Annotated in this window: 19 protein-coding genes; 4 read left to right on the top strand and 15 right to left on the bottom strand. The window is 69.8% G+C overall.

What is annotated here, in order from left to right; all coding sequences use genetic code 11:
• Positions 1-217: 217 nt before the first annotated feature.
• The 4 genes from AC0T5L_RS13525 to AC0T5L_RS13510 all read right to left on the bottom strand — a co-directional run bounded on the left by AC0T5L_RS13525 (position 218) and on the right by AC0T5L_RS13510 (position 4,267).
• Positions 218-1,162: a tyrosine recombinase gene (locus AC0T5L_RS13525; protein WP_476165825.1), complete on the bottom strand. Its 945-nt coding sequence runs from the start codon at positions 1,160-1,162 to the stop codon at positions 218-220.
• A 60-nt stretch (positions 1,163-1,222) separates the two neighbouring features.
• Positions 1,223-1,891, bottom strand: a complete 669-nt coding sequence (locus tag AC0T5L_RS13520) for an NUDIX domain-containing protein (RefSeq protein WP_476165781.1) — start codon at positions 1,889-1,891, stop codon at positions 1,223-1,225.
• A 45-nt stretch (positions 1,892-1,936) separates the two neighbouring features.
• A complete protein-coding gene (locus AC0T5L_RS13515) occupies positions 1,937-3,577 on the bottom strand; it encodes a CTP synthase (protein WP_476165780.1) in 1,641 nt (546 codons plus the stop codon).
• A 354-nt stretch (positions 3,578-3,931) separates the two neighbouring features.
• Positions 3,932-4,267, bottom strand: coding sequence for an ArsR/SmtB family transcription factor (locus AC0T5L_RS13510; RefSeq protein WP_476165779.1), 336 nt, complete (start codon positions 4,265-4,267; stop codon positions 3,932-3,934).
• Between the two features lie 52 nt (positions 4,268-4,319).
• On the opposite strand from AC0T5L_RS13510, the gene AC0T5L_RS13505 reads away from it, so the two are divergent.
• Positions 4,320-4,640 carry a hypothetical protein gene (locus AC0T5L_RS13505; RefSeq protein ID WP_476165778.1) on the top strand — a complete coding sequence of 107 codons (321 nt, stop codon included), beginning with the start codon at positions 4,320-4,322 and terminating at the stop codon, positions 4,638-4,640.
• A 169-nt stretch (positions 4,641-4,809) separates the two neighbouring features.
• Here the strand turns inward: AC0T5L_RS13505 and AC0T5L_RS13500 are convergent, their stop codons facing one another.
• The 6 genes from AC0T5L_RS13500 to AC0T5L_RS13475 form a co-directional block, all read right to left on the bottom strand.
• Positions 4,810-5,733: a hydroxymethylglutaryl-CoA lyase gene (locus AC0T5L_RS13500; RefSeq protein WP_476165777.1), complete on the bottom strand. Its 924-nt coding sequence runs from the start codon at positions 5,731-5,733 to the stop codon at positions 4,810-4,812.
• A 65-nt stretch (positions 5,734-5,798) separates the two neighbouring features.
• Positions 5,799-6,794 carry a GNAT family N-acetyltransferase gene (locus AC0T5L_RS13495; RefSeq protein WP_476165776.1) on the bottom strand — a complete coding sequence of 332 codons (996 nt, stop codon included), beginning with the start codon at positions 6,792-6,794 and terminating at the stop codon, positions 5,799-5,801.
• Positions 6,795-7,114: 320 nt separating this feature from the next.
• On the bottom strand, positions 7,115-7,582 hold the full coding sequence (locus AC0T5L_RS13490) for a DUF3060 domain-containing protein (RefSeq protein WP_476165775.1): 468 nt from the start codon (positions 7,580-7,582) through the stop codon (positions 7,115-7,117).
• A 180-nt stretch (positions 7,583-7,762) separates the two neighbouring features.
• Positions 7,763-9,862 (bottom strand): excinuclease ABC subunit UvrB, encoded by a 2,100-nt coding sequence (uvrB, locus tag AC0T5L_RS13485; protein WP_476165774.1) that lies wholly within the window; start codon positions 9,860-9,862, stop codon positions 7,763-7,765.
• Between the two features lie 366 nt (positions 9,863-10,228).
• Positions 10,229-10,432, bottom strand: coding sequence for a hypothetical protein (locus tag AC0T5L_RS13480; RefSeq protein WP_476165773.1), 204 nt, complete (start codon positions 10,430-10,432; stop codon positions 10,229-10,231).
• Positions 10,433-10,454: 22 nt separating this feature from the next.
• On the bottom strand, positions 10,455-10,838 hold the full coding sequence (locus AC0T5L_RS13475; RefSeq protein WP_476165772.1) for a hypothetical protein: 384 nt from the start codon (positions 10,836-10,838) through the stop codon (positions 10,455-10,457).
• Between the two features lie 336 nt (positions 10,839-11,174).
• On the opposite strand from AC0T5L_RS13475, the gene AC0T5L_RS13470 reads away from it, so the two are divergent.
• Positions 11,175-11,762 carry a hypothetical protein gene (locus AC0T5L_RS13470; protein ID WP_476165771.1) on the top strand — a complete coding sequence of 196 codons (588 nt, stop codon included), beginning with the start codon at positions 11,175-11,177 and terminating at the stop codon, positions 11,760-11,762.
• A 160-nt stretch (positions 11,763-11,922) separates the two neighbouring features.
• Here AC0T5L_RS13470 and coaE read toward each other — a convergent pair whose 3' ends face one another.
• From coaE to polA, 5 genes are all read right to left on the bottom strand, one after another.
• The gene (gene coaE, locus AC0T5L_RS13465; protein ID WP_476165770.1) at positions 11,923-12,525 is read right to left on the bottom strand and encodes a dephospho-CoA kinase; all 603 of its coding nucleotides are present in this window, start codon (positions 12,523-12,525) and stop codon (positions 11,923-11,925) included.
• A 10-nt stretch (positions 12,526-12,535) separates the two neighbouring features.
• Entirely contained in the window at positions 12,536-13,060 is a 525-nt protein-coding gene (locus AC0T5L_RS13460) for a GNAT family N-acetyltransferase (RefSeq protein WP_476165769.1), read from the bottom strand.
• Positions 13,061-13,220: 160 nt separating this feature from the next.
• Entirely contained in the window at positions 13,221-14,720 is a 1,500-nt protein-coding gene (rpsA, locus tag AC0T5L_RS13455; protein ID WP_476165768.1) for a 30S ribosomal protein S1, read from the bottom strand.
• A 453-nt stretch (positions 14,721-15,173) separates the two neighbouring features.
• Positions 15,174-15,617: an alternative ribosome rescue aminoacyl-tRNA hydrolase ArfB gene (gene arfB / locus AC0T5L_RS13450; protein WP_476165767.1), complete on the bottom strand. Its 444-nt coding sequence runs from the start codon at positions 15,615-15,617 to the stop codon at positions 15,174-15,176.
• A 44-nt stretch (positions 15,618-15,661) separates the two neighbouring features.
• Positions 15,662-18,460 carry a DNA polymerase I gene (gene polA / locus AC0T5L_RS13445; RefSeq protein ID WP_476165766.1) on the bottom strand — a complete coding sequence of 933 codons (2,799 nt, stop codon included), beginning with the start codon at positions 18,458-18,460 and terminating at the stop codon, positions 15,662-15,664.
• Between the two features lie 134 nt (positions 18,461-18,594).
• On the opposite strand from polA, the gene AC0T5L_RS13440 reads away from it, so the two are divergent.
• Positions 18,595-19,023 (top strand): PaaI family thioesterase, encoded by a 429-nt coding sequence (locus AC0T5L_RS13440; protein ID WP_476165765.1) that lies wholly within the window; start codon positions 18,595-18,597, stop codon positions 19,021-19,023.
• 444 nt (positions 19,024-19,467) lie between these two features.
• A complete protein-coding gene (locus AC0T5L_RS13435; RefSeq protein ID WP_476165764.1) occupies positions 19,468-20,718 on the top strand; it encodes an ABC transporter substrate-binding protein in 1,251 nt (416 codons plus the stop codon).
• Positions 20,719-20,789: the final 71 nt, after the last annotated feature.

Raw genomic sequence — 20,789 nt, 5'->3', positions numbered from 1 at the left:
AGGGATGCCGTGCCCCTGGGCCTGGCCGCCGTCGGAAACTCAATATGTCGACAGCAACGTACCTCCGTGCGGCGACTCTGGAACGCCGACACGACGCACTTCCACGAAACGTACGGGTAGAATCCCACGCCTTCGCCCCCGGGGGAAATCAAAAGAGCAGAATCAGGCCGTTTCACTTCGCCCGCGCGGCGGACACCTCCCGCTCCGCACGGCCGTCTCAGTGCCTTGCCCTGGGGTGACTCGACGCGTACACCTCGCGCAGGTGCTCGACTGTAACAAGTGTGTAGACCTGGGTGGTGGTGACCGAACTGTGCCCCAGCAACTCCTGCACAACGCGGATGTCCGCGCCGCCGTCGAGAAGATGGGTGGCGAAGGAATGGCGCAATGTGTGCGGCGACACCCCCTCGACCCCGGCACGCTCGGCGACGGCCGTCAGGATCCCCCAACCTCCCTGGCGGGTGAGCCTGCCGCCGCGGGCGTTGAGGAACAGCGCCGGACCGCCGTGGCCGGAGGTGGCCAGGCCCGGCCGGGCCCGCACCAGGTAGCCCGAGAGCGCCCGGCGGGCGTAGGAGCCCAGTGGGACCACCCGCTCCTTGCCGCCCTTGCCCCGGAACCGCACCAGACCCACGGTGCCGCCGCTCTCCACCGCGTCGGCGACGTCGTCCACGTCCAGCCCCACAGCCTCGGAAACGCGCGCGCCCGTGCCGTAGAGAACCTCCAGCAGGGCACGGTCGCGCAGGGCCAGTAGCGCGGCGCGGTCGCCGGAGGCGGGGGCGTCGGCCGGTCCGGCGGAGTCCAGGATGCGCTCCACCGACTCCAGCGGTACCGCCTTGGGCAACCGCATCGGCGGAACCGGCGGGGGGACCTCGGCGGCCGGGTCGGAAGCCGACCACCCCTCGCGCACCGCGAAACGGTGCAGGCCGCGCACGGCGGCCAGGGCCCGCCCCGCTGAGGCGGCGCTGAGCGGCGGGTGGTGCTCGTCCCCCTCCCGCAGCACCCGCAGGAAGTCGCCCACGTGGCCCGGGCCCACCGGGTCAGGGGAGGTGACCCCCCGTGCGGCCAGGTGGGCGCGGTAGCGGCGCAGGTCGCGCCGGTAGGCCATGAGGGTGTTCGCGGCCAGGGCGCGCTCGGCGCTGAGGTGGTCCAGGAAGGCGGAGCACATGTCCGCCAGCGGCCCCGGCCCCTCCTCCGGTCCGGCGGGTTCCGGTCGTTCGCTCACGGGTCAGTCCGCGCCGGGCTCGCGCAGCGTCGTGAAGCCGTCGGCGGCCGCGGTCCGCGCGGCCAGGATGCCGACCATGGTTATGCCGTTGTGCAGCCTGCCCTCCATGACCAGCCCGACCGCCTCTTCCAGGGGGATCCACTCGGCGACCAGGTCGGCCTCCTCGTGTTCGCGCTCGAAACCGATCTCCTCGTCGGGCACCACCGACAGGTCTCGGGCCAGGAACACGTGGATGCGCTCGTCGGAGAATCCGGGGCTGGGGAAGAAGTCGGCCAGCTCGTGCCAGCGTTCGGCGCGCAGGCCCGCCTCCTCGACCAGTTCACGCTGGGCTGTGGGCAGCGCCCCCTCGCCCTCCACGTCGATCATCCCCGCGGGCAGCTCCCACAGGGTGTGCTGGGTGGCGTGACGGTACTGGCGCTGTAGGAGCACCCTGCCGTCCTCGTCCAGGGCCAGGGCCGCCGCGGCGCCGGGGTGGTACATGTAGTCGCGCTTGGCCACGGTCGTGCCCTCGCCGCCCGCCTCAGGCATACGCACCCAGTCCGTGCGCATCCCGCACTTGGCGCCGCGGAAGCGGTCCTCGGACCGTTCCACCGGCCACGACTCGGGGGCGTCCGCGATCTTCGCGTCCGCCCCCGTGGTCCGAGACCGGGCCGGGTGGATGTCACTGGGCATGGATCCCGCCTCTCAGGAGTCGTGCCCCGCCCGGCCCGGCGTGTGTCAGGAGTTGTGGTACTCCAAGGCCGCCGAGACCAGTCCGCGGAAGAGCGGGTTGGCCTTGGTCGGACGGGACCGCAGCTCCGGGTGCGCCTGCGTCGCCACGAAGAACGGGTGGACGTCCCGGGGCAGCTCGATGTACTCCACCAGCTTGCCATCAGGGGAGAGCCCGGAGAACACCAGACCTGCCTCCTCCAGCTGGGAGCGGTAGGCGTTGTTGACCTCGAAGCGGTGACGGTGGCGCTCGGAGGCCTCGCCCCGTCCGGCGTAGAGCTCACGCACCACGGTGCCCTCGCCCAGTTCGGCCGGGTACATGCCCAGGCGCATGGTGCCGCCCATGTCGCGCTCACCGGCGATGACGTCGGTCTGGTCGGACATGGTGGCGATGACCGGGTCCTTGGCCTTGTCGTCGAACTCGGTGCTGTTGGCGCCCTCCAGGCCGAGCACGTCACGGGCGTACTCGATGACCATGGCCTGCAATCCCAGGCAGATGCCCATCAGCGGCACCCCGTTCTCACGGGCGTAGCGGATGGCGCCGAGCTTCCCCTCGATACCGCGCACACCGAAGCCGCCGGGGATGAGGACGCCGTCCGCGCCGTCCAGCTCGGAGGCGGCACCGGAGGGGCTGGCGCAGTTGTCGCTGGCCACCCAGCGGATGTTCACCCGGGTGTCGGTGGCGAAACCGCCCGCGCGCAGCGCCTCACTGACCGACAGGTAGGCGTCGGGCAGGTCGATGTACTTGCCGACCAGGGCGATGGTGACCTCGTGGTCGGGCTGGTGCACGCGGCGCAGCAGCTCGTCCCACTCGGTCCAGTCCACGTCGCGGAAGGGCATGCCGAGACGGCGGACGACGTAGGCGTCCAGGCCCTCCCGGTGCAGGACCTTGGGGATGTCGTAGATCGAGGGGGCGTCGGGGGTGGAGACCACACCGGCCTCGTCCACGTCGCACATGAGGCTGATCTTGGACTTCAGGCTCTGCGTGATGGGGCGGTCCGAGCGGCACACTATCGCGTCGGGCTGGATGCCGATGCTGCGCAGGGCGGCCACGGAGTGCTGGGTGGGCTTGGTCTTCATCTCCCCGGCCGGGCCGAGGAACGGGATGAGGGACACGTGCAGGAAGAAGCAGTTGTCCCGGCCGATCTCGTGGCGGATCTGGCGGACCGCCTCCAGGAAGGGCTGCGACTCGATGTCACCCACCGTGCCACCGATCTCGGTGATGACGATGTCGACGTCAGAGGCGTCCATCGCGTAGATGCGCGCCTTGATCTCGTTGGTGATGTGCGGGATGACCTGCACGGTGTCACCGAGGTAGGCGCCCTGGCGCTCCTTGGCGATGACGCTGGAGTAGACCTGGCCGGTGGTGACGTTGGCCGTGGCGGACAGCTCGGTGTCCAGGAAGCGCTCGTAGTGGCCGACGTCCAGATCGGTCTCGGCCCCGTCGTCGGTGACGAACACCTCTCCGTGCTGGAAGGGGTTCATCGTCCCCGGGTCGACGTTGAGGTAGGGGTCGAGCTTTTGCATGGTGACCCGCAGGCCGCGCGACTTGAGAAGTCGTCCCAGGCTGGAAGCTGTCAGACCTTTGCCAAGACTGGAGGCGACGCCGCCAGTAACGAAAAGGTGCTTGGTACTCGCGGCGGATGCCAAAGTGATGCTCCCGTGGGTTGAGTGGCTACGGCCGGCTCGGGTTGGACTGAGTGGCCGTGCGGCGGTCCGGTTGCGGGCGGTTGGGTCGTCGCTCCGGCCGCCGGACTCCACGGGGCACCAGGATAACAGGCCCCCCGGCCGTACACACCGGGGAACGCCTCCGTACATCCAGCTGTTCCCGTCGCACCACCAGCGCGGTCAGCCCGCGAGAGCTGTCATGGCGCCACTTCGGCGGCACGCGCCAGGCCCGGCACCTGGCCGCGGAAAATCTTTTCTGACGGACCCGTCGCCGGATCCCGGGAAACGGAGAGGGGTGCGACGAGCGACGAACGCCACACGATCGGGTGGCCTACATCAGCAGCGGCCCTCCTCCCCGCCGTCGACGCAGGCCTGGCCGGTCTCGACGGCCAGCACGGCGGAGCGCAGGTCGTCCAGGGCGTACTTGAGGCGGGGGTCGGCGAGCTCGTAGCGGATACGGCGGCCGACGGGCGCGGTGGCGACCAGCCCGCAGTCGCGCAGACAGGCCAGGTGGTTGGACAGCCGGGTACGGCTGATGCCGAGTTCCTCGGCCAGTTCGGCCGGGTGGGCTGGGCCATCACGCAGGACCAGCAGCACCCGGCAGCGGACGGGGTCGGCCAGGGCACGGCCGAAACGGGCCAGGGCGTCGATCCCTGTGGCTACTTGCAGCATGCCACCCACGGTACATAAGGTCGTGAATCCAGGAAAACCTGAACAATAGGATGTGATCACTGTGCGGACGGCCCGGACGTGCTCGTTGGACGAGGACGGCTACCGAGAGCGGATCACCGCCTGGCGGGAGCTGCTGCGGGGTGCCCGGGGACGCCGGGTGGCGGAATGGTTCGTCTGGGAGCTCACCGCCGAACGCGCAGGAGCACTGGCGGATCTGGTCGCCGCCGAACGGAACTGCTGCACCTTCCTGGACCTGCGTGTCGAGGGCCAGGGGCCGCACGTGCGCCTGCGCGTGGGTCTGCTGCCCGACAGGCACCCGGTTCCCGGCAGCCGGGCGGAGGAGGCGGCCCGGGTCCTGGGCGCCCTCTCCTGACCGGGCCCGCACGGCCGCGCCCCGCTCCCGGTCGGAGAGCGCCGGAGGCCGGTTCCGGTGCAGCGGTGCGGCACCGAGCCGCCGTGCGCACAGCGGGGGTGGCCGCCACACGCTCCGGAGGGGGAGAGTCCGGCCCCCGGGCTTCGGTCGAAGCCCGACCTGCGGTGCGTCAGGCCGGGAAGGCGCCCGCACGGCCCAGGTAGGCGGGCGGCTGCTTGTCCAGGCGCTCCCCCATCCACTCGCCCAGGGCCGCGGCCCCGGACAGGCTCACGCCCGTGTGCAGGCCGCTGCGATGAAGCATGTACAGCAGGTCCTCGGTGGCGATGTTGCCGGTCGCGGCAGGCGCGAACGGGCAGCCGCCGAAGCCGCCCAGGCTGGCGTCGAGCACCCGTACGCCCCCGTCCACGGCCGCGAGCGCGTTCGCGTAACCGGTGTTGCGGGTGTTGTGGAAGTGGCAGCGCAGCCTACGGCCGTCGGCAACCTTCCCGACCTTGGCCAGGAGGTCGCTCACCTGACGGGGCACGCCCACACCGATGGTGTCGGCCAGGGCGATCTCCACGGCGCCGGTGTCGGCGATACGGCGGACCACCTCGACGACCTGCTCGGGCGGCACCTCGCCGTCGAAGGGGCAGCCGAACGCGGTGGAGACGGTGACGCTCAGCGGGATCCCCGTCCCGGCCAGCGCTGAGTCGATGCCGGCGAGGGTACCGAGCATCTCCTCGACAGTGCAGCCCTGGTTGCGGACGCAGAAACCGTCGGTGGCGGGCACCGCCACGTTGACCTCGGAGACCCCGGCCGCCACCGCGCGGTCCAGGCCGCGCCGGTTGAGCACCAGGCCGATGTGGGAGACCCCCGGAGCGCGTGTGACGCCTGCCATGATCTCCTCGGCCCCGGCCATCTGCGGCACCCGCTTGGGGTTGACGAAGCTGACCGCCTCGATCCGACGCACACCGGAGGCCACGGCGCGGTCGATCAACTCGACACGGTCGTCGACCGAAAGCGTCCTGTCCTCGTTCTGGAGGCCGTCGCGCGGCCCCACCTCGACGATCTCCACGTGTTCGGCGCCTTGGGGCCCGAGGTCGTTCGCGGCCATCATTCCTCACCTTCCACCCACCGTCGCGTTCCACGCACGGACTGGGACGGGTCCGGCACCAGGGCTCAACGCAGGGCCAGGGCGGGGCGGACCTCCCAGGTCGTCCACACGGGGCGGTAGCCCATGCGGTGCCAGAACGGACCGGACAGCGGGTTCATCGCGGCGTAGTTGAGCACGGAGGCGCCCACCCCGTGGCTGTCCAAAGCCTGGTGTGCCTGGCCCACCAGTGCGGTACCGATTCCGTTGCCGCGCTCATCCGCGATCACCACGCCGTAACCGATGTGGGCGACCGGGCGCGCGTTGACCAGCGACTTGGCCCAGCGGGAGCGCTCGGGCGGTGACACCCACAGCAGCCCCACGGCGCGGCCGCGACGCTCGGCCAGCCAGATCCAGGAACGGGAGCGGTTGAGCGCCCGGGCGGCGACCTTTCGGGTCTGCTCGGCGGTGTCCGGTTGCAGGAACACCCCGCCGAAGTGCTGCTCGTAGCGGTGCTCCTCCATCAAGAGGCCAACCACCTGGGTCAGGTCGCTGCGGTCGGCCAGCCTTATGGTCACGTCGCGCGGCGGCAGCGAGGGGGGCACCCCGCGGCGGCGCTGACGTGCGGCCAGCACGGTGTAGGGCTGCAATCCGTGGCGCTGTAGCGGGATGATGCCGCACACGTCGCGGGCGGGCCAGCTCACCAGGGCCGCCGACTCCGAACCGGTACCGGTCGGCAGGTCCTCCAACTGGTCGCGCCAACTGGTCAGCAGGGAGTCCAGGGCACGGCTGGGGTCGGGACCACCGACGATGGGGGTCAGCCAGTGCTGGTCGGGCACGCCCCAGATCCGGCCGACCTCACCGGGCTGGTACCAGGTGTAGTGCATGGTGCCGGCGGCGACGGTGCGGCTGTCCTCGTCGCTGACGGTCAGGAGGGGATAAGAACCTGAAGCGAAGTTGACGGGTTCGGGCAGCAGAGGGTCCGCGGCGGCCCAGCGCTGGGCGGCCGACCGTACCAGCGGCTCCAGGCCGACGTCGCCCCCGGGCGACTCATCATGCCGCACCCGCGCGACATAACCGCTCATCCACCCCTCCCCTAGCGGGTCCTCACGTCGAACGCGCGACCCCGGACCGGTACCGGATGGCGCGCGCGGCGCCCCTGACCGTCGTGCCGCCCCGACGGGACCGGGCGTACCGCGGGCGGGACGAATCGACCGTACCGCCTCGGAGCCGGCTGGGAGGACGAAACCGCCAATTGCAACCGATATTTCACTCCGCGTCGCCACACCCGCCCGGCCTTGGCATCCGCGCACCACGGTGCGGTGCGGGCGGACGCGCACCACGGTAACGGATCGAAGGTCACTCTCGGATGCCGGGGCGGTCAACGCACCGACACGGAACCGCCCTACCCGGCGGTGCTTCCGGCCTCTTCCCCGGCAACGCCGCCCTCGGTCACCGTGGTGTTGCGGCCGTGGTTGATCACCTCGGGGTCGCCTGAGGCGAAGGAGACGGTGTTGTCCACTCCGACCAGCACGATCTTGTCCGCCGCGCCCACGTCGACGGTGGTCCCGCGGCCGGTGGCCCGCACCAGTCCGCAGTCACCGTGCAGTATCACGGCGGCGTCGTCCGCGGTGACGATGACCTCGCGGCCCCCGCAGTCCTCGCTGACCTCCGCGCCGTTGTCGACGACGATCAGCGTGTCACCGTTGCTGACGTTGTGATCAGGCATGGCGAACTCGCCCGTGACGTCCTCAGTACCCGGGGCGCCTTTGGGCTCATCGACGTCCTCATGCCCGAGGGCCGGTCCACAGCCGGGCAGCAGGGAGGTGAACAGCAGACCACCACCTGCGGCCGCCAAGAGCCGAACCCTCATGTTTCCCCCATAGCCAGATAACCGGCAATTGCGACATACGGCTTATGCAAAGCCAAGGATATGTCACGCGAAGGTAACTATGCGACCTAATCGTTCTTGAAACGTTCTTGTTCCGATACCGCCGGACCGCTCCGGCCCCGGGCTCGCGAGGCCGGAACCGCTGTCCCGCAGGAGCCGGCGTCACTTCACACCGGCCGCGTCCATGCCGCGAAGCTCACGCTTGAGCTCACTGATCTCGTCGCGCAACCTGGCCGCCAGCTCGAACTGGAGATCGACCGCGGCTTGGTGCATCTGCTCGCTCAGCTGCTCGATGAGCCCCGCCAGATCCGCGCGCGGCATGTCGGACACCTCCGCCGAGCGCTCGCCCAGCGCGGGCACCGGGGCCCGGCCGCCCTTGGCCGCGGAGCTGCGGTAACCGGTGGACATGAGCTCCTCGGTGTCCACGTCCTCCCGGTTGAGCGTGTCCAGGATGTCGGCGATCTGCTTGCGCAGCGGCGTGGGGTCGATTCCGTGCTCGGCGTTGTAGGCCAGCTGCTTGTCCCGGCGCCGGTTGGTCTCGTCGATGGCCGCGCGCATCGAGTCCGTGACGTTGTCGGCGTACATGTGCACCTGGCCCGCGACGTTGCGCGCCGCACGGCCGATCGTCTGGATCAGCGAGGTCTCCGAGCGCAGGAAGCCCTCCTTGTCCGCGTCCAGGATCGCCACCAGCGACACCTCGGGCAGATCCAGGCCCTCGCGCAGCAGGTTGATGCCCACCAGCACGTCGAACTCGCCCACCCGAAGCTCCCGCAGCAGCTCCACCCGGCGTAGCGTGTCCACCTCACTGTGCAGGTAGCGCACCCGGATGCCCAGCTCGGCGAAGTAGTCGGTGAGGTCCTCGGCCATCTTCTTGGTGAGCGTGGTGACCAACACCCGCTCCTGGCGCTCGGCGCGGACCCGGATCTCGTGCACCAGGTCGTCGATCTGCCCGTCGGTCGACTTGACCAGCACCTCCGGGTCGATCAGGCCGGTGGGGCGGATGACCTGCTCCACCACGTCGCCGCCGCTCTGGCGCAGCTCGTAGCGGCCCGGCGTCGCCGACAGGTAGACGGCCTGGCCGATCCGTTCCGTGAACTCCTCCCACTTCAGCGGCCGGTTGTCCATCGCCGACGGCAACCGGAACCCGTGGTCGACCAGAGTGCGCTTGCGCGCGGCGTCGCCCTCGTACATCGCGCCGATCTGCGGGACGGTCACGTGCGACTCGTCCAGCACCAGCAGGAAGTCGTCGGGGAAGTAGTCCAGCAGCGTGTTGGGCGGGCTTCCCTGTTCGCGGTCGTCGAAGTGCCGCGAGTAGTTCTCGATACCAGAGCAGGTACCCAGCTGGCGCATCATCTCCAGGTCGTGGGTGGTACGCATGCGCAGGCGCTGCGCCTCCAGCAGCTTGCCCTGCGCCTCCAGCTCGGCCAGCCGCTCACCCAGCTCCGTCTCGATCGTGGCGATCGCCCGCTCGGTGCGCTCCTCACCGGCCACGTAGTGCGAGGCGGGGAAGAGGAACATCTCCTGGCTCTCCCCCAGCACCTCGCCGGTGAGCGGGTGCAGGGTGAGCAGGCGCTCGATCTCGTCACCGAACATCTCGATGCGGATCGCCAGTTCCTCGTAGACGGGGATGATCTCGATCGTGTCGCCGCGCACACGGAACGTGCCGCGCGTGAACGCGGTGTCGTTGCGGGAGTACTGCATCTCCACCAGACGGCGCAGCAGATCGTCGCGGTCAACCTCCATGCCCACCGCCAGCTGCGCCATCCGGTCCACGTACTCCTGCGGGGTGCCCAGACCGTAGATGCACGAGACCGACGCGACCACGATGGTGTCCCGACGGGTGAGCAGCGAGTTGGTCGCCGAGTGGCGCAGCCGCTCCACCTCGTCGTTGATCGAGGAGTCCTTCTCGATGAAGGTGTCGCTCTGCGGGACGTAGGCCTCGGGCTGGTAGTAGTCGTAGTACGACACGAAGTACTCGACCGCGTTGTTCGGCAGCATCTGCCGCAGCTCGTTGGCGAACTGCGCCGCCAGTGTCTTGTTGGGCTGCATCACCAGGGTCGGCCGCTGGAGCCGTTCCACCGTCCAGGCCACGGTCGCCGTCTTACCGGTACCCGTGGCGCCGAGCAGCACCGTGTGCGGGTCCCCCGCCCGTACCCGCTTGCCGATCTCGGCGATCGCGGCGGGCTGGTCCCCCGCCGGGGTCATCTCCGAGATCACCTCGAAGGGCGCCTCACTGCGTTTGATGTCGCTGACCGGTCGCACGTCGCCTCTTCTCCCATCGAACGGCGGGCCGCCCCCGCGCCCGCGTGTCCCTCCGTTCCCAACGGTACCGACCGCCTGTGACATCCCCGCCCGGTCGCGGGTACGTAGCTGTCGTCGAACTCAGCGCCCTGTGTCCGAAGCGGGGTGCCAGCCGTGTCACACCGTTCCTCATCAGTGAGCAGGAGTGAGTTTTGTACCCATACCTGGTCACTGCGGACATCCCGAACGGTTGTGGGTGTCCTGGTCGCCCGCGTACTCTCCGCTTCCGGATGCACGCATCCGGTGCGTGGTCCGGGGATGCGGGGGCGGGCTTCCTCACGCCCAAGGACATCCGGTCCGGTCTGGACGGTCCGATGCCCGTGCACATCACTCTGGTGTGCACGGGGCGGTGTCGTCCGTCGCCGGATCGGGCGGCCCTGGGCGCGTCGCCCGATCGCGATGCTGGCCGCATCGTGACGGGAGATCTTCCTGGCTGGTGCTGGTGAGTGGTTTCTGCCAGTGCTGGGCGCCCCATGCGGAAGTGTAGGCCGGATCGATGGCGATGATCGCGATGCCGGTGGCGGCGGCCATCGAGGTGAGCCGGGCGCGAAGCCTACCGGTCGGCACGCACAGCGGCGAGGTGGTCCTCGAGCAAGTGCGGGCGCCGGGCCTTGGCGAACCACTCCTGCCTGCTGCGGTAGCCGCCCGGAGCACGCTTGGTGCCCTTCGAACCGACCGGCAACGACAAGCGGCACGCGATCGTCTTGATCGCCGCCTCAAGGGACTGAAGGTGCGCGGCCTGGCCGCGCCGGGCCAGCGCCCACTGCTCATTGGAGCTCTTGGTGATCACCCCGGCCCACCTGGACGAGGACGCGGCGGTCAGCTCCCGCTTACGGGCCGCCCACGTGTTCGTGGAGTGCTCCAGGCCGTCACGGCACCGGGCCTTGAGGTCCTTCGACGCAAGCGAGCCGAGGTGCGCGCCGACCAGGTGCAGCACCTTCTCGTCCCGGGCGGTGAGGGGTGCTTGAGCCGGTCGCGGGTGGCGGCCCCGGTCGGCGCGGGAGCGATGTAGGGGGCCCGGACCGACCGCGGCCGCTGCGTGCTGGCGACCATGGCCGTCCTCGGCCTGGTCTCCCTCAAGGGCTCCTTCACCGATGACTGGGCCGACCTGGTCATGCACGCCTTCTGGGCGCTGCCCGCCGCCGTGGCCTGAGTCCTCGGCGCCCGGCTGCTGCTCGAACAGGCCGTCGGCCCGCTCGGCGCGGCCGCCCCCGGCGATCCCGCGACCGCGGCCCCCTACCTGGCCGCCGCCGCGGGCGGTACCGGGGCCGTCATGCGCCCGGGCATGGCCGCCCGCCTGGCCTCGGAGAACGCCGACCACTACGTGCTGCCAGAGGACTTCGGCCGCCCCTACGGCTACGCCACCCGGAACGAGGAGCCCGAGGCGCATCTGTTCGCCCAGCTCCAGCAGGCCACCGACCGGGTGGAGGAGGGCACCCGGATACTGGGCGGATCCTTCGACGCCAGCCACGCCCTGTCCCTGTTGCGCGAGGAGGAGTGGCGGATGTCCCAGGAGCTGCTGCGTCTGCGCGCCCTACGGAAGGAGCTGGTGCGGCGCAGGCGCGAGGCGGTGTCCGATCAGGTCACCCGGGCGCTTGAACCGCAGGGAGAGGCTGTGGACAGCGCCCACACGTCGCTCGCCGAGCAGATCGGGGTACTGACCGGCTACGGCGAGCGCGTGCGCGCGGCGGTGACGGCGCACCGCGAGTGGGAGCAGTGCCAGGAGATCGCCGACCGCGCCGCGGACTACGCCGACCTGGCGCTTTCCTCGTTCCCAGGACACGGTGAGCACCGAGGAGATCGACGACAGCCTGCTCAGTGTGGAGGCCGCGCGCTCGGTCCGGGAGGAGCTGGTGCGTGAGGCCGTGGACGCCGGTTCGTCCCTGTCCGCGTCCCTGCGCCGAGGACCGGACGAAGGCGGGGACCAGAGCGGCTGACCGTGCGGCGAACGCTTGCCCTGCCTCTCGGGAGTGCCGTACGGGCTCGGGTGGGCGAAGCGGAGCAGGAGGTTCCGGAGAACACTACCCGGCGCGTGCGAGGAGCTCTCTCCACAGCTCGGCGACCCGATCCCCCAGTTCCTCTCGGGTCCCGGAGTTGTCGACCACCAGGTCGGCGGCGGCCAGACGGGCCTCGCGGCCGGCCTGCGCCCGGATGCGGGCCCGCACCTGCTCGCGCGGCATCCCCCTGTTGAGGGCGACCCGTTCCACCCGTACCTCGTCGGGGGCGTCGACCACGACCACCACGTCGTAGAGCGGGCCCAGGCCGTTCTCCACCAGCAGCGGGACGTCGTAGACCACCACCTTCACCCCGGAGGCCACCGCCTCCTCCATCAACTGGGCGCTGCGCTCGCCCACCAGGGGGTGCACGATGGCGTTGAGCCGGGCCAGGCGCTCCTCGTCGGCGAAGACGATCTCACCCAGTCTGGGCCGGTCCAGCCGCCCCTCCGGGGTGAGGACCTCCTCCCCGAACTCGGCGACGACCGTGTCCAGACCGGGTGTACCGGGCTCGACCACCTCCCGGGCGATGGCGTCGGCGTCGATGACGGTGGCACCGTAGGCGGCCAGTTCGGTCGAGACCGCGCTCTTGCCGGAGCCGATCCCGCCGGTGAGTCCCACTTTCAGCATGCCGAAAACCCTAGACCGCCGCCTTCCGCTCCGTCATACCGCCCCCGCCGGGACGGCCCGGGCCGACTTCCTTGCGCATGTGCACCATGACCAGGTGTTCGGCCACCCGTTCACGGGAGGTCTCGGTGTACCCGAGCCCGCGGTAGAGCCGCTGCTGCCCGGGGTCCTGGGCGCCGGTGGAGAGGGTGAGCGCGGCCAGGTCCGGGTGGCGTTCGCACAGGCGCCCCTCGAGCTCGGTGAGCAGCGCCCGAGCGATCCCCCGGCGGCGCAGGTCGGGGACCACCGCCAAGCGGCCGATCACCGCGCTGGTGCCCATCACCCGTCCCCGGACCGTTCCGACCAGGCGGGTCCCGGAGACCGCCTTGAGCATGAGGGTCTCCTCCTGCCCCAGCAGCCTCTCCACTCTCTCCAGACTCTCTGTGAGCGGTAGTACGAACGGATCTCCGAAGGCTTGGGCCTCGTCGACGAACGCGGCCCGCTGGAGGGTGAAGACCTCGCCCGCGTCAGCGGGGGTGGCCGGGTGGATGTCGAACACGTCGCCTCCTCAACGAGCCCCGCCCTCGGGGACACGCCACGACACTAGTGCCCCGACATGCCGGAGCCCCGGAAGCGGGCCCGGACATGACGAAGGGCCGTCCCCTCCGGAGAGGGAACGACCCTTCGTGGCTGTCAGCGAATCCTTGCGGACCTACTGGCTAGGCCTCGCCACCCGCGAGCTTCTCGCGGAGGGCGGCCAGGGCCTCGTCCGAGGCCAGGGCGCCGCTGGAGGACTCCGAGCTGGCCGGAGCGGCGTTCTGGGTGCCGCCACCGCCGCCGGTGTACTCTTCCTCCTCCTCGGGGGCGGGCGCGTTGGCAGCGTCGGCCTCGGCCGCGCGGGCCTCCTCGACCTGCTTGCGGTGCGCCTCGAAGCGGGCCTGCGCCTCGGCGTAGCTGCGCTCCCACTCGTCCCGCTGAGCCTCGAAGCCCTCGAGCCACTCGCCGCTCTCGGGGTCGAAGCCCTCGGGGTACTTGTAGTTGCCCTGCTCGTCGTAGTCCGCGGCCATGCCGTACAGGGTGGGGTCGAAGTCCACCTGGTCCGGCGAGACGCTCTCGTTGGCCTGCTTCAGCGAGAGGCTGATGCGGCGGCGGTCGAGGTCGATGTCGATGATCTTGACGAAGATCTCGGTGCCGACCTGGACGACCTGCTCGGGCACCTCGACGTGGCGCTCGGCCAGCTCGGAGATGTGGACCAGGCCCTCGATGCCCTCCTCGACACGCACGAACGCACCGAACGGAACCAGCTTGGTGACCTTGCCGGGAACGACCTGGCCGATCTGGTGGGTCCGGGCGAACTGCTGCCACGGGTCTTCCTGGGTCGCCTTGAGCGACAGGGAGACGCGCTCGCGCTCCATGTCCACGTCGAGAACCTCGACGGTGACCTCCTGGCCGACCTCGACAACCTCGCTCGGGTGGTCGATGTGCTTCCAGGACAGCTCCGAGACGTGCACCAGGCCGTCAACGCCGCCCAGGTCCACGAACGCACCGAAGTTAACGATCGAGGAGACGACGCCCTTGCGGATCTGACCCTTCTGGAGGGTGTTGAGGAAGGTCTGGCGGACCTCGGACTGGGTCTGCTCCAGCCAGGCGCGACGGGACAGGACCACGTTGTTGCGGTTCTTGTCCAGCTCGATGATCTTCGCTTCGAGCTCGCGGCCGACGTAGGGCTGCAGGTCACGCACGCGGCGCATCTCGACCAGGGACGCGGGCAGGAAGCCGCGCAGGCCGATGTCGAGGATGAGACCGCCCTTGACGACCTCGATGACGGTGCCGGTGACGACGCCGTCCTCCTCCTTGATCTTTTCGATCGTGCCCCAGGCGCGCTCGTACTGGGCGCGCTTCTTGGACAGGATCAGGCGACCCTCCTTGTCCTCCTTCTGGAGGACGAGGGCCTCGACCTGGTCGCCGACGGCAACAACCTCGCCGGGGTCGACGTCGTGCTTGATCGAGAGTTCCCGTGAGGGAATCACACCCTCGGTCTTGTAGCCGATGTCGAGCAAGACCTCGTCTCGATCGACCTTCACGATGGTGCCCTCGACAATGTCACCGTCGTTGAAGTACTTGATGGTCTCGTCGATCGCCGCGAGGAAGGCTTCCTCGGACCCGATGTCGTTGACCGCTACCTGGGGTGTCGAGGTGGCCTCGGTGCTGCTCGTCATTTGTGGGTGGACTCCGGATACGGACAGATTCAGAAGATGGGCACATCGCAGGTTCGAGCTCGTCGATCCGTCGTCCAGAGGTGGGAAGCAGGGCCACGACGACACAGAGTCGCCTGAGCACCAACCGCCGGGTCCAGAGTCCTGACCGAAGCGGCGCCATCCTTGCGGTCCCTCATCGGAGACCTACAGCCCCTCATCGGAGACAGGTGACGCCCGCACGAACCCACAACGCTTCCGCCAGAATATGAGACAAGGGCGTCCTGGTCAATCGGAACCCGGACCCGCCAACCCGACTTAGGTCACAATGGCGGCAATTTACCCGAGCATGGCGGACAAGATCAACTGGTGGGTACTCCCATGTCCGCGCGGGCGTACCGCCTCCTGGCAGGAAACCGCGCGCACACCGGCGGGGAGCCTCCGGAGCACGCGAAAAAAATTTGCGGCAGGTGACTCTCAGTCCATCGGAGGACGGGAGCGGGACCGTTTGACGTCGCTCCGTCGCCGCTTGGCGTCCAGGCGGCGCTGTTTGGCCCTCCGGCTGGGGCGGGTCGCGCGGCGTTCGCGCGCGGGCGGGGCCATGGCCTCCGCCAGCAGGGCCGCCATCCGCTCCTTGGCCTCCATCCGGTTGCGCACCTGCGACCGGTGCGTCTGCACCGTCACCGTCAGCACACCGTCGACCAGGCGTCCCTGGAGCCGCTCCAGCGCACGCTGGCGCCTGGTGTGCCCCAGGCTGGCGCAGGCCGCCACGTCCAGCGACAGCGACACCCGTGTGTCGGAGGTGTTGACGTGTTGGCCGCCCGGCCCCGAGGAACGGGAGAACCGCCACGTGAGCGCGTCGGCCGGAACGGTGACCGGCCCCACGGCCAGCCCTTCGGAGGCTCCACCACTCGCCGTCACCGTTCCCGCCTCCTCGCGTCGTCTCGCGCCTTCGTACGTCGCGCTCAGTGCGCGGCGTCGTGCCAGTTCTGCCCGCTGCCGACCGAGACGGCCAGCGGGACACGCAGATCATAGGCGGAGCTCATCCGGTGCGTCACGAGGTTTTCGACCGCCTCGCGCTCGCCCGGGGCGATCTCCACCACCAGTTCGTCGTGCACTTGCAGCAGGACCCGCGAGGCGAAACCGCCCTCGGCGAGCGCCGCGTCCACATGGAGCATGGCCACCTTGATGATGTCGGCCGCGGACCCCTGGATAGGCGCGTTGAGCGCCATCCGCTCGGCCATATCCCGGCGCTGGCGGTTGTCGCTCGTCAGGTCGGGCAGGTAGCGGCGACGCCCCATGATCGTCTCGGTGTAGCCGACCTTGCGGGCCTCCTCCACCACCGCGTCGAGGTAGTCGCGCACCCCGCCGAACTCGGCGAAGTAGTCCTCCATCAGGCGCTTGGCCTCATCCGGCGCGATCCCCAGCTGTTGGGACAGGCCGTAGGCGCTCAACCCGTAGGCCAGGCCGTAGCTCATCGCCTTGATCTTGGAGCGCGCCTCTCCGTCGACCTGCTCGACCCCGACGTCGAAGATCCGCGCGGCCATCTGCGCGTGGAAGTCGTAGCCGCTGTTGAAGGCGTCGATCAGCGCCTGCTCGCCCGACAGGTGCGCCATGATGCGCAGTTCGATCTGGCTGTAGTCGGCGGTGAGCAGCTCCTCGAAGCCCTCCCCCACCACGAACGCCCGGCGGATGCGCCTACCCACGTCGGTGCGCACCGGAATGTTCTGGAGGTTGGGCTCGGTGGAGCTGAGGCGGCCGGTCGCGGCCACCGTCTGGTTGAAGGTGGTGTGGATACGGCCGTCGTCGGCGACCGTCTTGATCAACCCCTCGACCGTGGTGCGCAGCTTGGTCTGGTCGCGGTGGTGCAGCAGCACCGCGGGCAGCTCGTTGTCGGTCTGCGCGGCCAGCCACGCCAGCGCGTCCGCGTCGGTGGTGTAGCCCGTCTTGATCTTCTTGGTCCTGGGCAGGCCCAGCTCCTCGAACAGCACCTGCTGGAGCTGCTTGGGCGAGCCGAGGTTGAACTCGCGGCCCACCACCTCGTGCGCCCGTTCCACGGCTCCGCGGGCCGCGGAGGCGAACTCGCCTTGCAGGCCCTCCAGGTACTCCTGGTCAGCGGCGATCCCCGCCCGCTCCAGCCGGGCCAGTACGTCCACCAGCGGCAGCTCGACCTCGTGCAGCAGATGGGTGCCGCCCCGCCTGTCCAGCTCCGCGGACAGCACCCCGGCCAGGTCGCGGGTGGCGCTCGCGCGCACCGCCAGCAGGTGCTGGCGTCCCGAACCCGCGTCGCCGTCGCCGCCCAGGTCCAGGGTCAGCTGGTCGCCGGAGGAGTCCTCCTCCAGTTCCCGGCCCAGGTACCTACGGCACAGGTCGGTGAGGTCGAAGCGGCGCTGCCCCGGCTGGACCAGGTAGGCGGCCAGCGCGGTGTCGCTGACCACACCGCCCAGCGTCCACCCGTGCGCGCCCAGCGCGAGCAGGGTGCCCTTGTACTCGTGCACCGCCTTGGGCCGCTCGGGGTCGGCCAGGAAGGCGGCCAGCGCCTCGGTGTCGTCCGGGTCCAGGGCGGTGGGGTCGACGAACACCGCCTCCCCCGAGGGCACGCTGACGGCCAGCGCGTCCACCCGGCCGGTGCCGCGGCCCCAGGTGCCGTCCATGGCCAGCCCGGCGGGCGCCGTGGGGGTGAGGGCGTCGCCGGCGGCGTGCTCGACGAGCCAGGAGGCCAGCTCCCCGGTCCCGGCCACGGTCAGGTCGACCCGGAAGCCCTCGGCGGAGGCGACGTCGGCCGCCTCCGTGCCGCCCTCCGCCAGCCGGAGCACGGCGTACAGGCGCTCGCGCAGGTTGGAGGCGAACTCCAGGTTGTCGAAGAGCGCGTCGATCCCGGCCCTGTCGGCCTCGCCCAGGCCCAGGGCCTTGACGTCCACGTCCAGGGCCACGTCCGTGGCCAACAGGTTCAGACGCTGGTTGCGCAGCACGTCGTCCAGGTGGTCCCGGAAGTTCTGGCCCGCCTTGCCGGTGAGCTCGTCGGCGCGGGCGACCAGCTCGTCCAGGGACCCGTACTTGGTGATCCACTTGGCGGCGGTCTTGGGGCCCACTCCGGGCACTCCGGGCAGGTTGTCGGCCTTCTCCCCCACCAGGGCGGCCAGGTCGCGGTAGCGCTCCGGGGAGACCCCGTACTTGTCCTCGACCGCCGCGGGATCCATGCGCCGCAGGTCGGACAGGCTCTTACCCGGGTACAGGACCGTGCAGGAGTCGGTGACCAGCTGGAAGGCGTCGCGGTCGCCGGAGGCGATGAGCACCTCCATCCCGGCCTCGCAGCCCTGGTGGGCCAGCGTGGCGATGACGTCGTCGGCCTCGAAGCCCGGCGCGGACAGGTTGGTGACACCGACCAGGCGCATGAGGTCCTGGGTGAGCGGCACCTGGGAGGGGAGCTCCGGCGGGGTCTCGGAACGGCCGTCCTTGTACTCGGCGTACTCCTCGTGCCGGAAGGTGGGGCCGGACAGGTCCCACGCCACCGCGATATGGGTGGGCTCCTCGTCACGCAACAGCTTGACCAGCATCGACGCGAAGCCGTAGACGGCGTTGGTCGACTGCCCGGTACTCGTGCCGAACTTCTCCACCGGAAGCGCGAAGAACGCGCGGAAGGCCATCGAGTGGCCGTCCAGGAGGAGGAGTCGGGGGCGCTGGCCGCCGCTGGAGGGGGCTGCGCCGCCCGCCCCGGCGCTGGCCTGGGATGTCTGGTCGGGGGTCTCTCGCTTGGTCACCACAGACAAATCCTAGGATGCAACACGGACACTTCGCGGCCACACCGCGAGAACACCGGAGGACACCGTACCCGGGCCGGAGGTCCTCTCCGCTGTTCGGGCCGGTGACAATCCCAGTGGATCGGAAGGCACACAACATGACGACGGACTCCGAGGCGATGCGCCGGATGCTCGACACAGGCGCCCTGGCGGGCGGTCTGGGCGAGCGCATGGGCATCGAGATCACCGAGGTCTCCGCCGAACGCGTGGTGGGGCGGATGCCGGTGGAGGGCAACGTCCAGCCGTTCGGGCTGCTGCACGGGGGCGCGTCGTGCGTGCTGGCCGAGTCCCTGGGCTCGATCGGCTCCACCGCTCACGCCGCCCAGTTCGACAGGGTCGCGGTCGGCATCGAGATCAACGCCACCCACCACCGGTCGGCCACCGAGGGGTACGTGACCGGCGTGGCCACCCCGGTCCACCTGGGCCGGACCCTGGCCACGTGGGACATCGCCATCACCGACGAGCGGGACCGCAAGGTGTGCACCTCCCGGCTCACGTGCATGCTGCGCGAGATGCCCCAGGCGTAGGAGGCGGCAGGGATGCCCGGAGGCGTCCGGCAGAGGCGGGACGCGTATAGCGGTCAAGGGTTTTCCCACTGCGAAGAAGGTAGGCTTCACACCCGCGTACAGCATTCCTGTAGCTTTCCTACAGCCCGACCGCAGCTCTTGACGGTCGGGCTTTGTCATGCCTGATCATCGCGACAGTTTGCTGTCCCCTGCATACGGATAGCTGCGAACTGTACAAACACCGGACCTGAGACCGCCGTGATGACTACAGAGCCATAACAGCATGACGGCGAGTCGGCACCAACGGCCGCTCCGCACTTTCCGATTCAGAACTTCCATGATTAAGCTCCGCTAACGCTCCTGATTAAGTCATTCCACACATTGCGGACATCAGGATGCGCATGCCCAGTGCACGGCTGCGTCGCGCAGCGCGTGCTTCGCCGGTTGAACGGAGTGACCACGATCATGGCAAGCAAGAAGGTCCTAGGCCTCACTGCCGCAACCGCGGCCCTTGTACTCGGCCTGAGCGCGTGTGGCAACGGGGACGGCACAGGAGGCGGCGGTGATGACGGAGGCGGTGACGAGTTCACCTACGGCATCCTCTACCCGCAGACCGGCAACCTCGCCTTCCTCGGCCCGCCCCAGATCACCGCGGCGGAATACGCGATCTCCGAGATCAACGAGGCCGGCGGCATCCTCGGCTCCGACGTCCCCGACATCGTCGAGGGCGACGAGGCCGGTGACAACGCCCAGGCGAACGAAGCCGCCAACAGCCTCGTCTCCGACGAGGTGAACGCCGTCATCGGCGCCGCCGCGTCCGGAATGACCCAGGCGACCTACGACACCGTCACCGGTGCCGAGATCGTCCAGTGCTCCGGCTCCAACACCTCCGCCGAGCTGAGCAACATCGAGGACGACGGCTACTACTTCCGTACCGCGCCCAGCGACCTGCTCTCCGCGGTGGTGATGGCCCGCAAGATCGCTGACGAGGGACACGCGAACGTCGCCATCGTCGCCCGGGCCGACGACTACGGCGGCGGTTACGCCCAGGCCCTCCAGACGGAGCTGGAGGCGCTCGGTTCCCAGGTCGTCGTCAACGAGACCTACGACCCCGAGGCCACCACCTACGACTCGGTCGTCAGCAGCGTCGCCAACGAGGAGCCGGACGCCGTCGCGCTCATCGCCTTCGAGGAGGGCGCGCAGGTCATCGCCCAGATGCTGGAGAGCGGCATCGACGGCGAGCAGCTCTACGTCACCGACGGCCTCAACGACCCGAACCTGGGCGAGACCGTCAACCAGGACGACCCGGACAGCGTCACCGGCATCACCGGCATCGCCCCGAGCGCGGACAACCCCGACTTCTCGGAGGGCCTGACCAGCTTCAACGATGACCTGGAGGTGTTCCAGTTCGCCCCGCAGGTCTATGACTGCGTCACCACGATCGCCCTGGCCGCCGAGGCCGCGGGCAGCGTGAACCCGTCCGACTACGTGGCCGAGCTGCCCAGCATCAGCCGTCCCGAGGGCACCGAGTGCACGTCCTTCTCCGAGTGCCGCGACCTGCTGGCCGATGGTGAGGAGATCGACTACCAGGGCGTCAGCGGCAACGTCGACTTCGACGACAACGGCGACCCGACCGCCGCCACCTTCGAGATCTTCCACTACGGAGACGACGGCCACGAGGTCCTCGACTACGAGGAGCACTCCCTCCAGGACTGATCCTGCTCGGTGAGCGCCTGCCCGGCCCTCACCCGGCACGGTCACGAACGGCGCCCCGGGAAGTTTCCCGG

The organism is Nocardiopsis sp. TRM 82005 (assembly GCF_056312425.1).
Note: the sequence above shows the minus strand (reverse complement) of the source record. Positions and strands in the feature narration are given on the sequence as shown.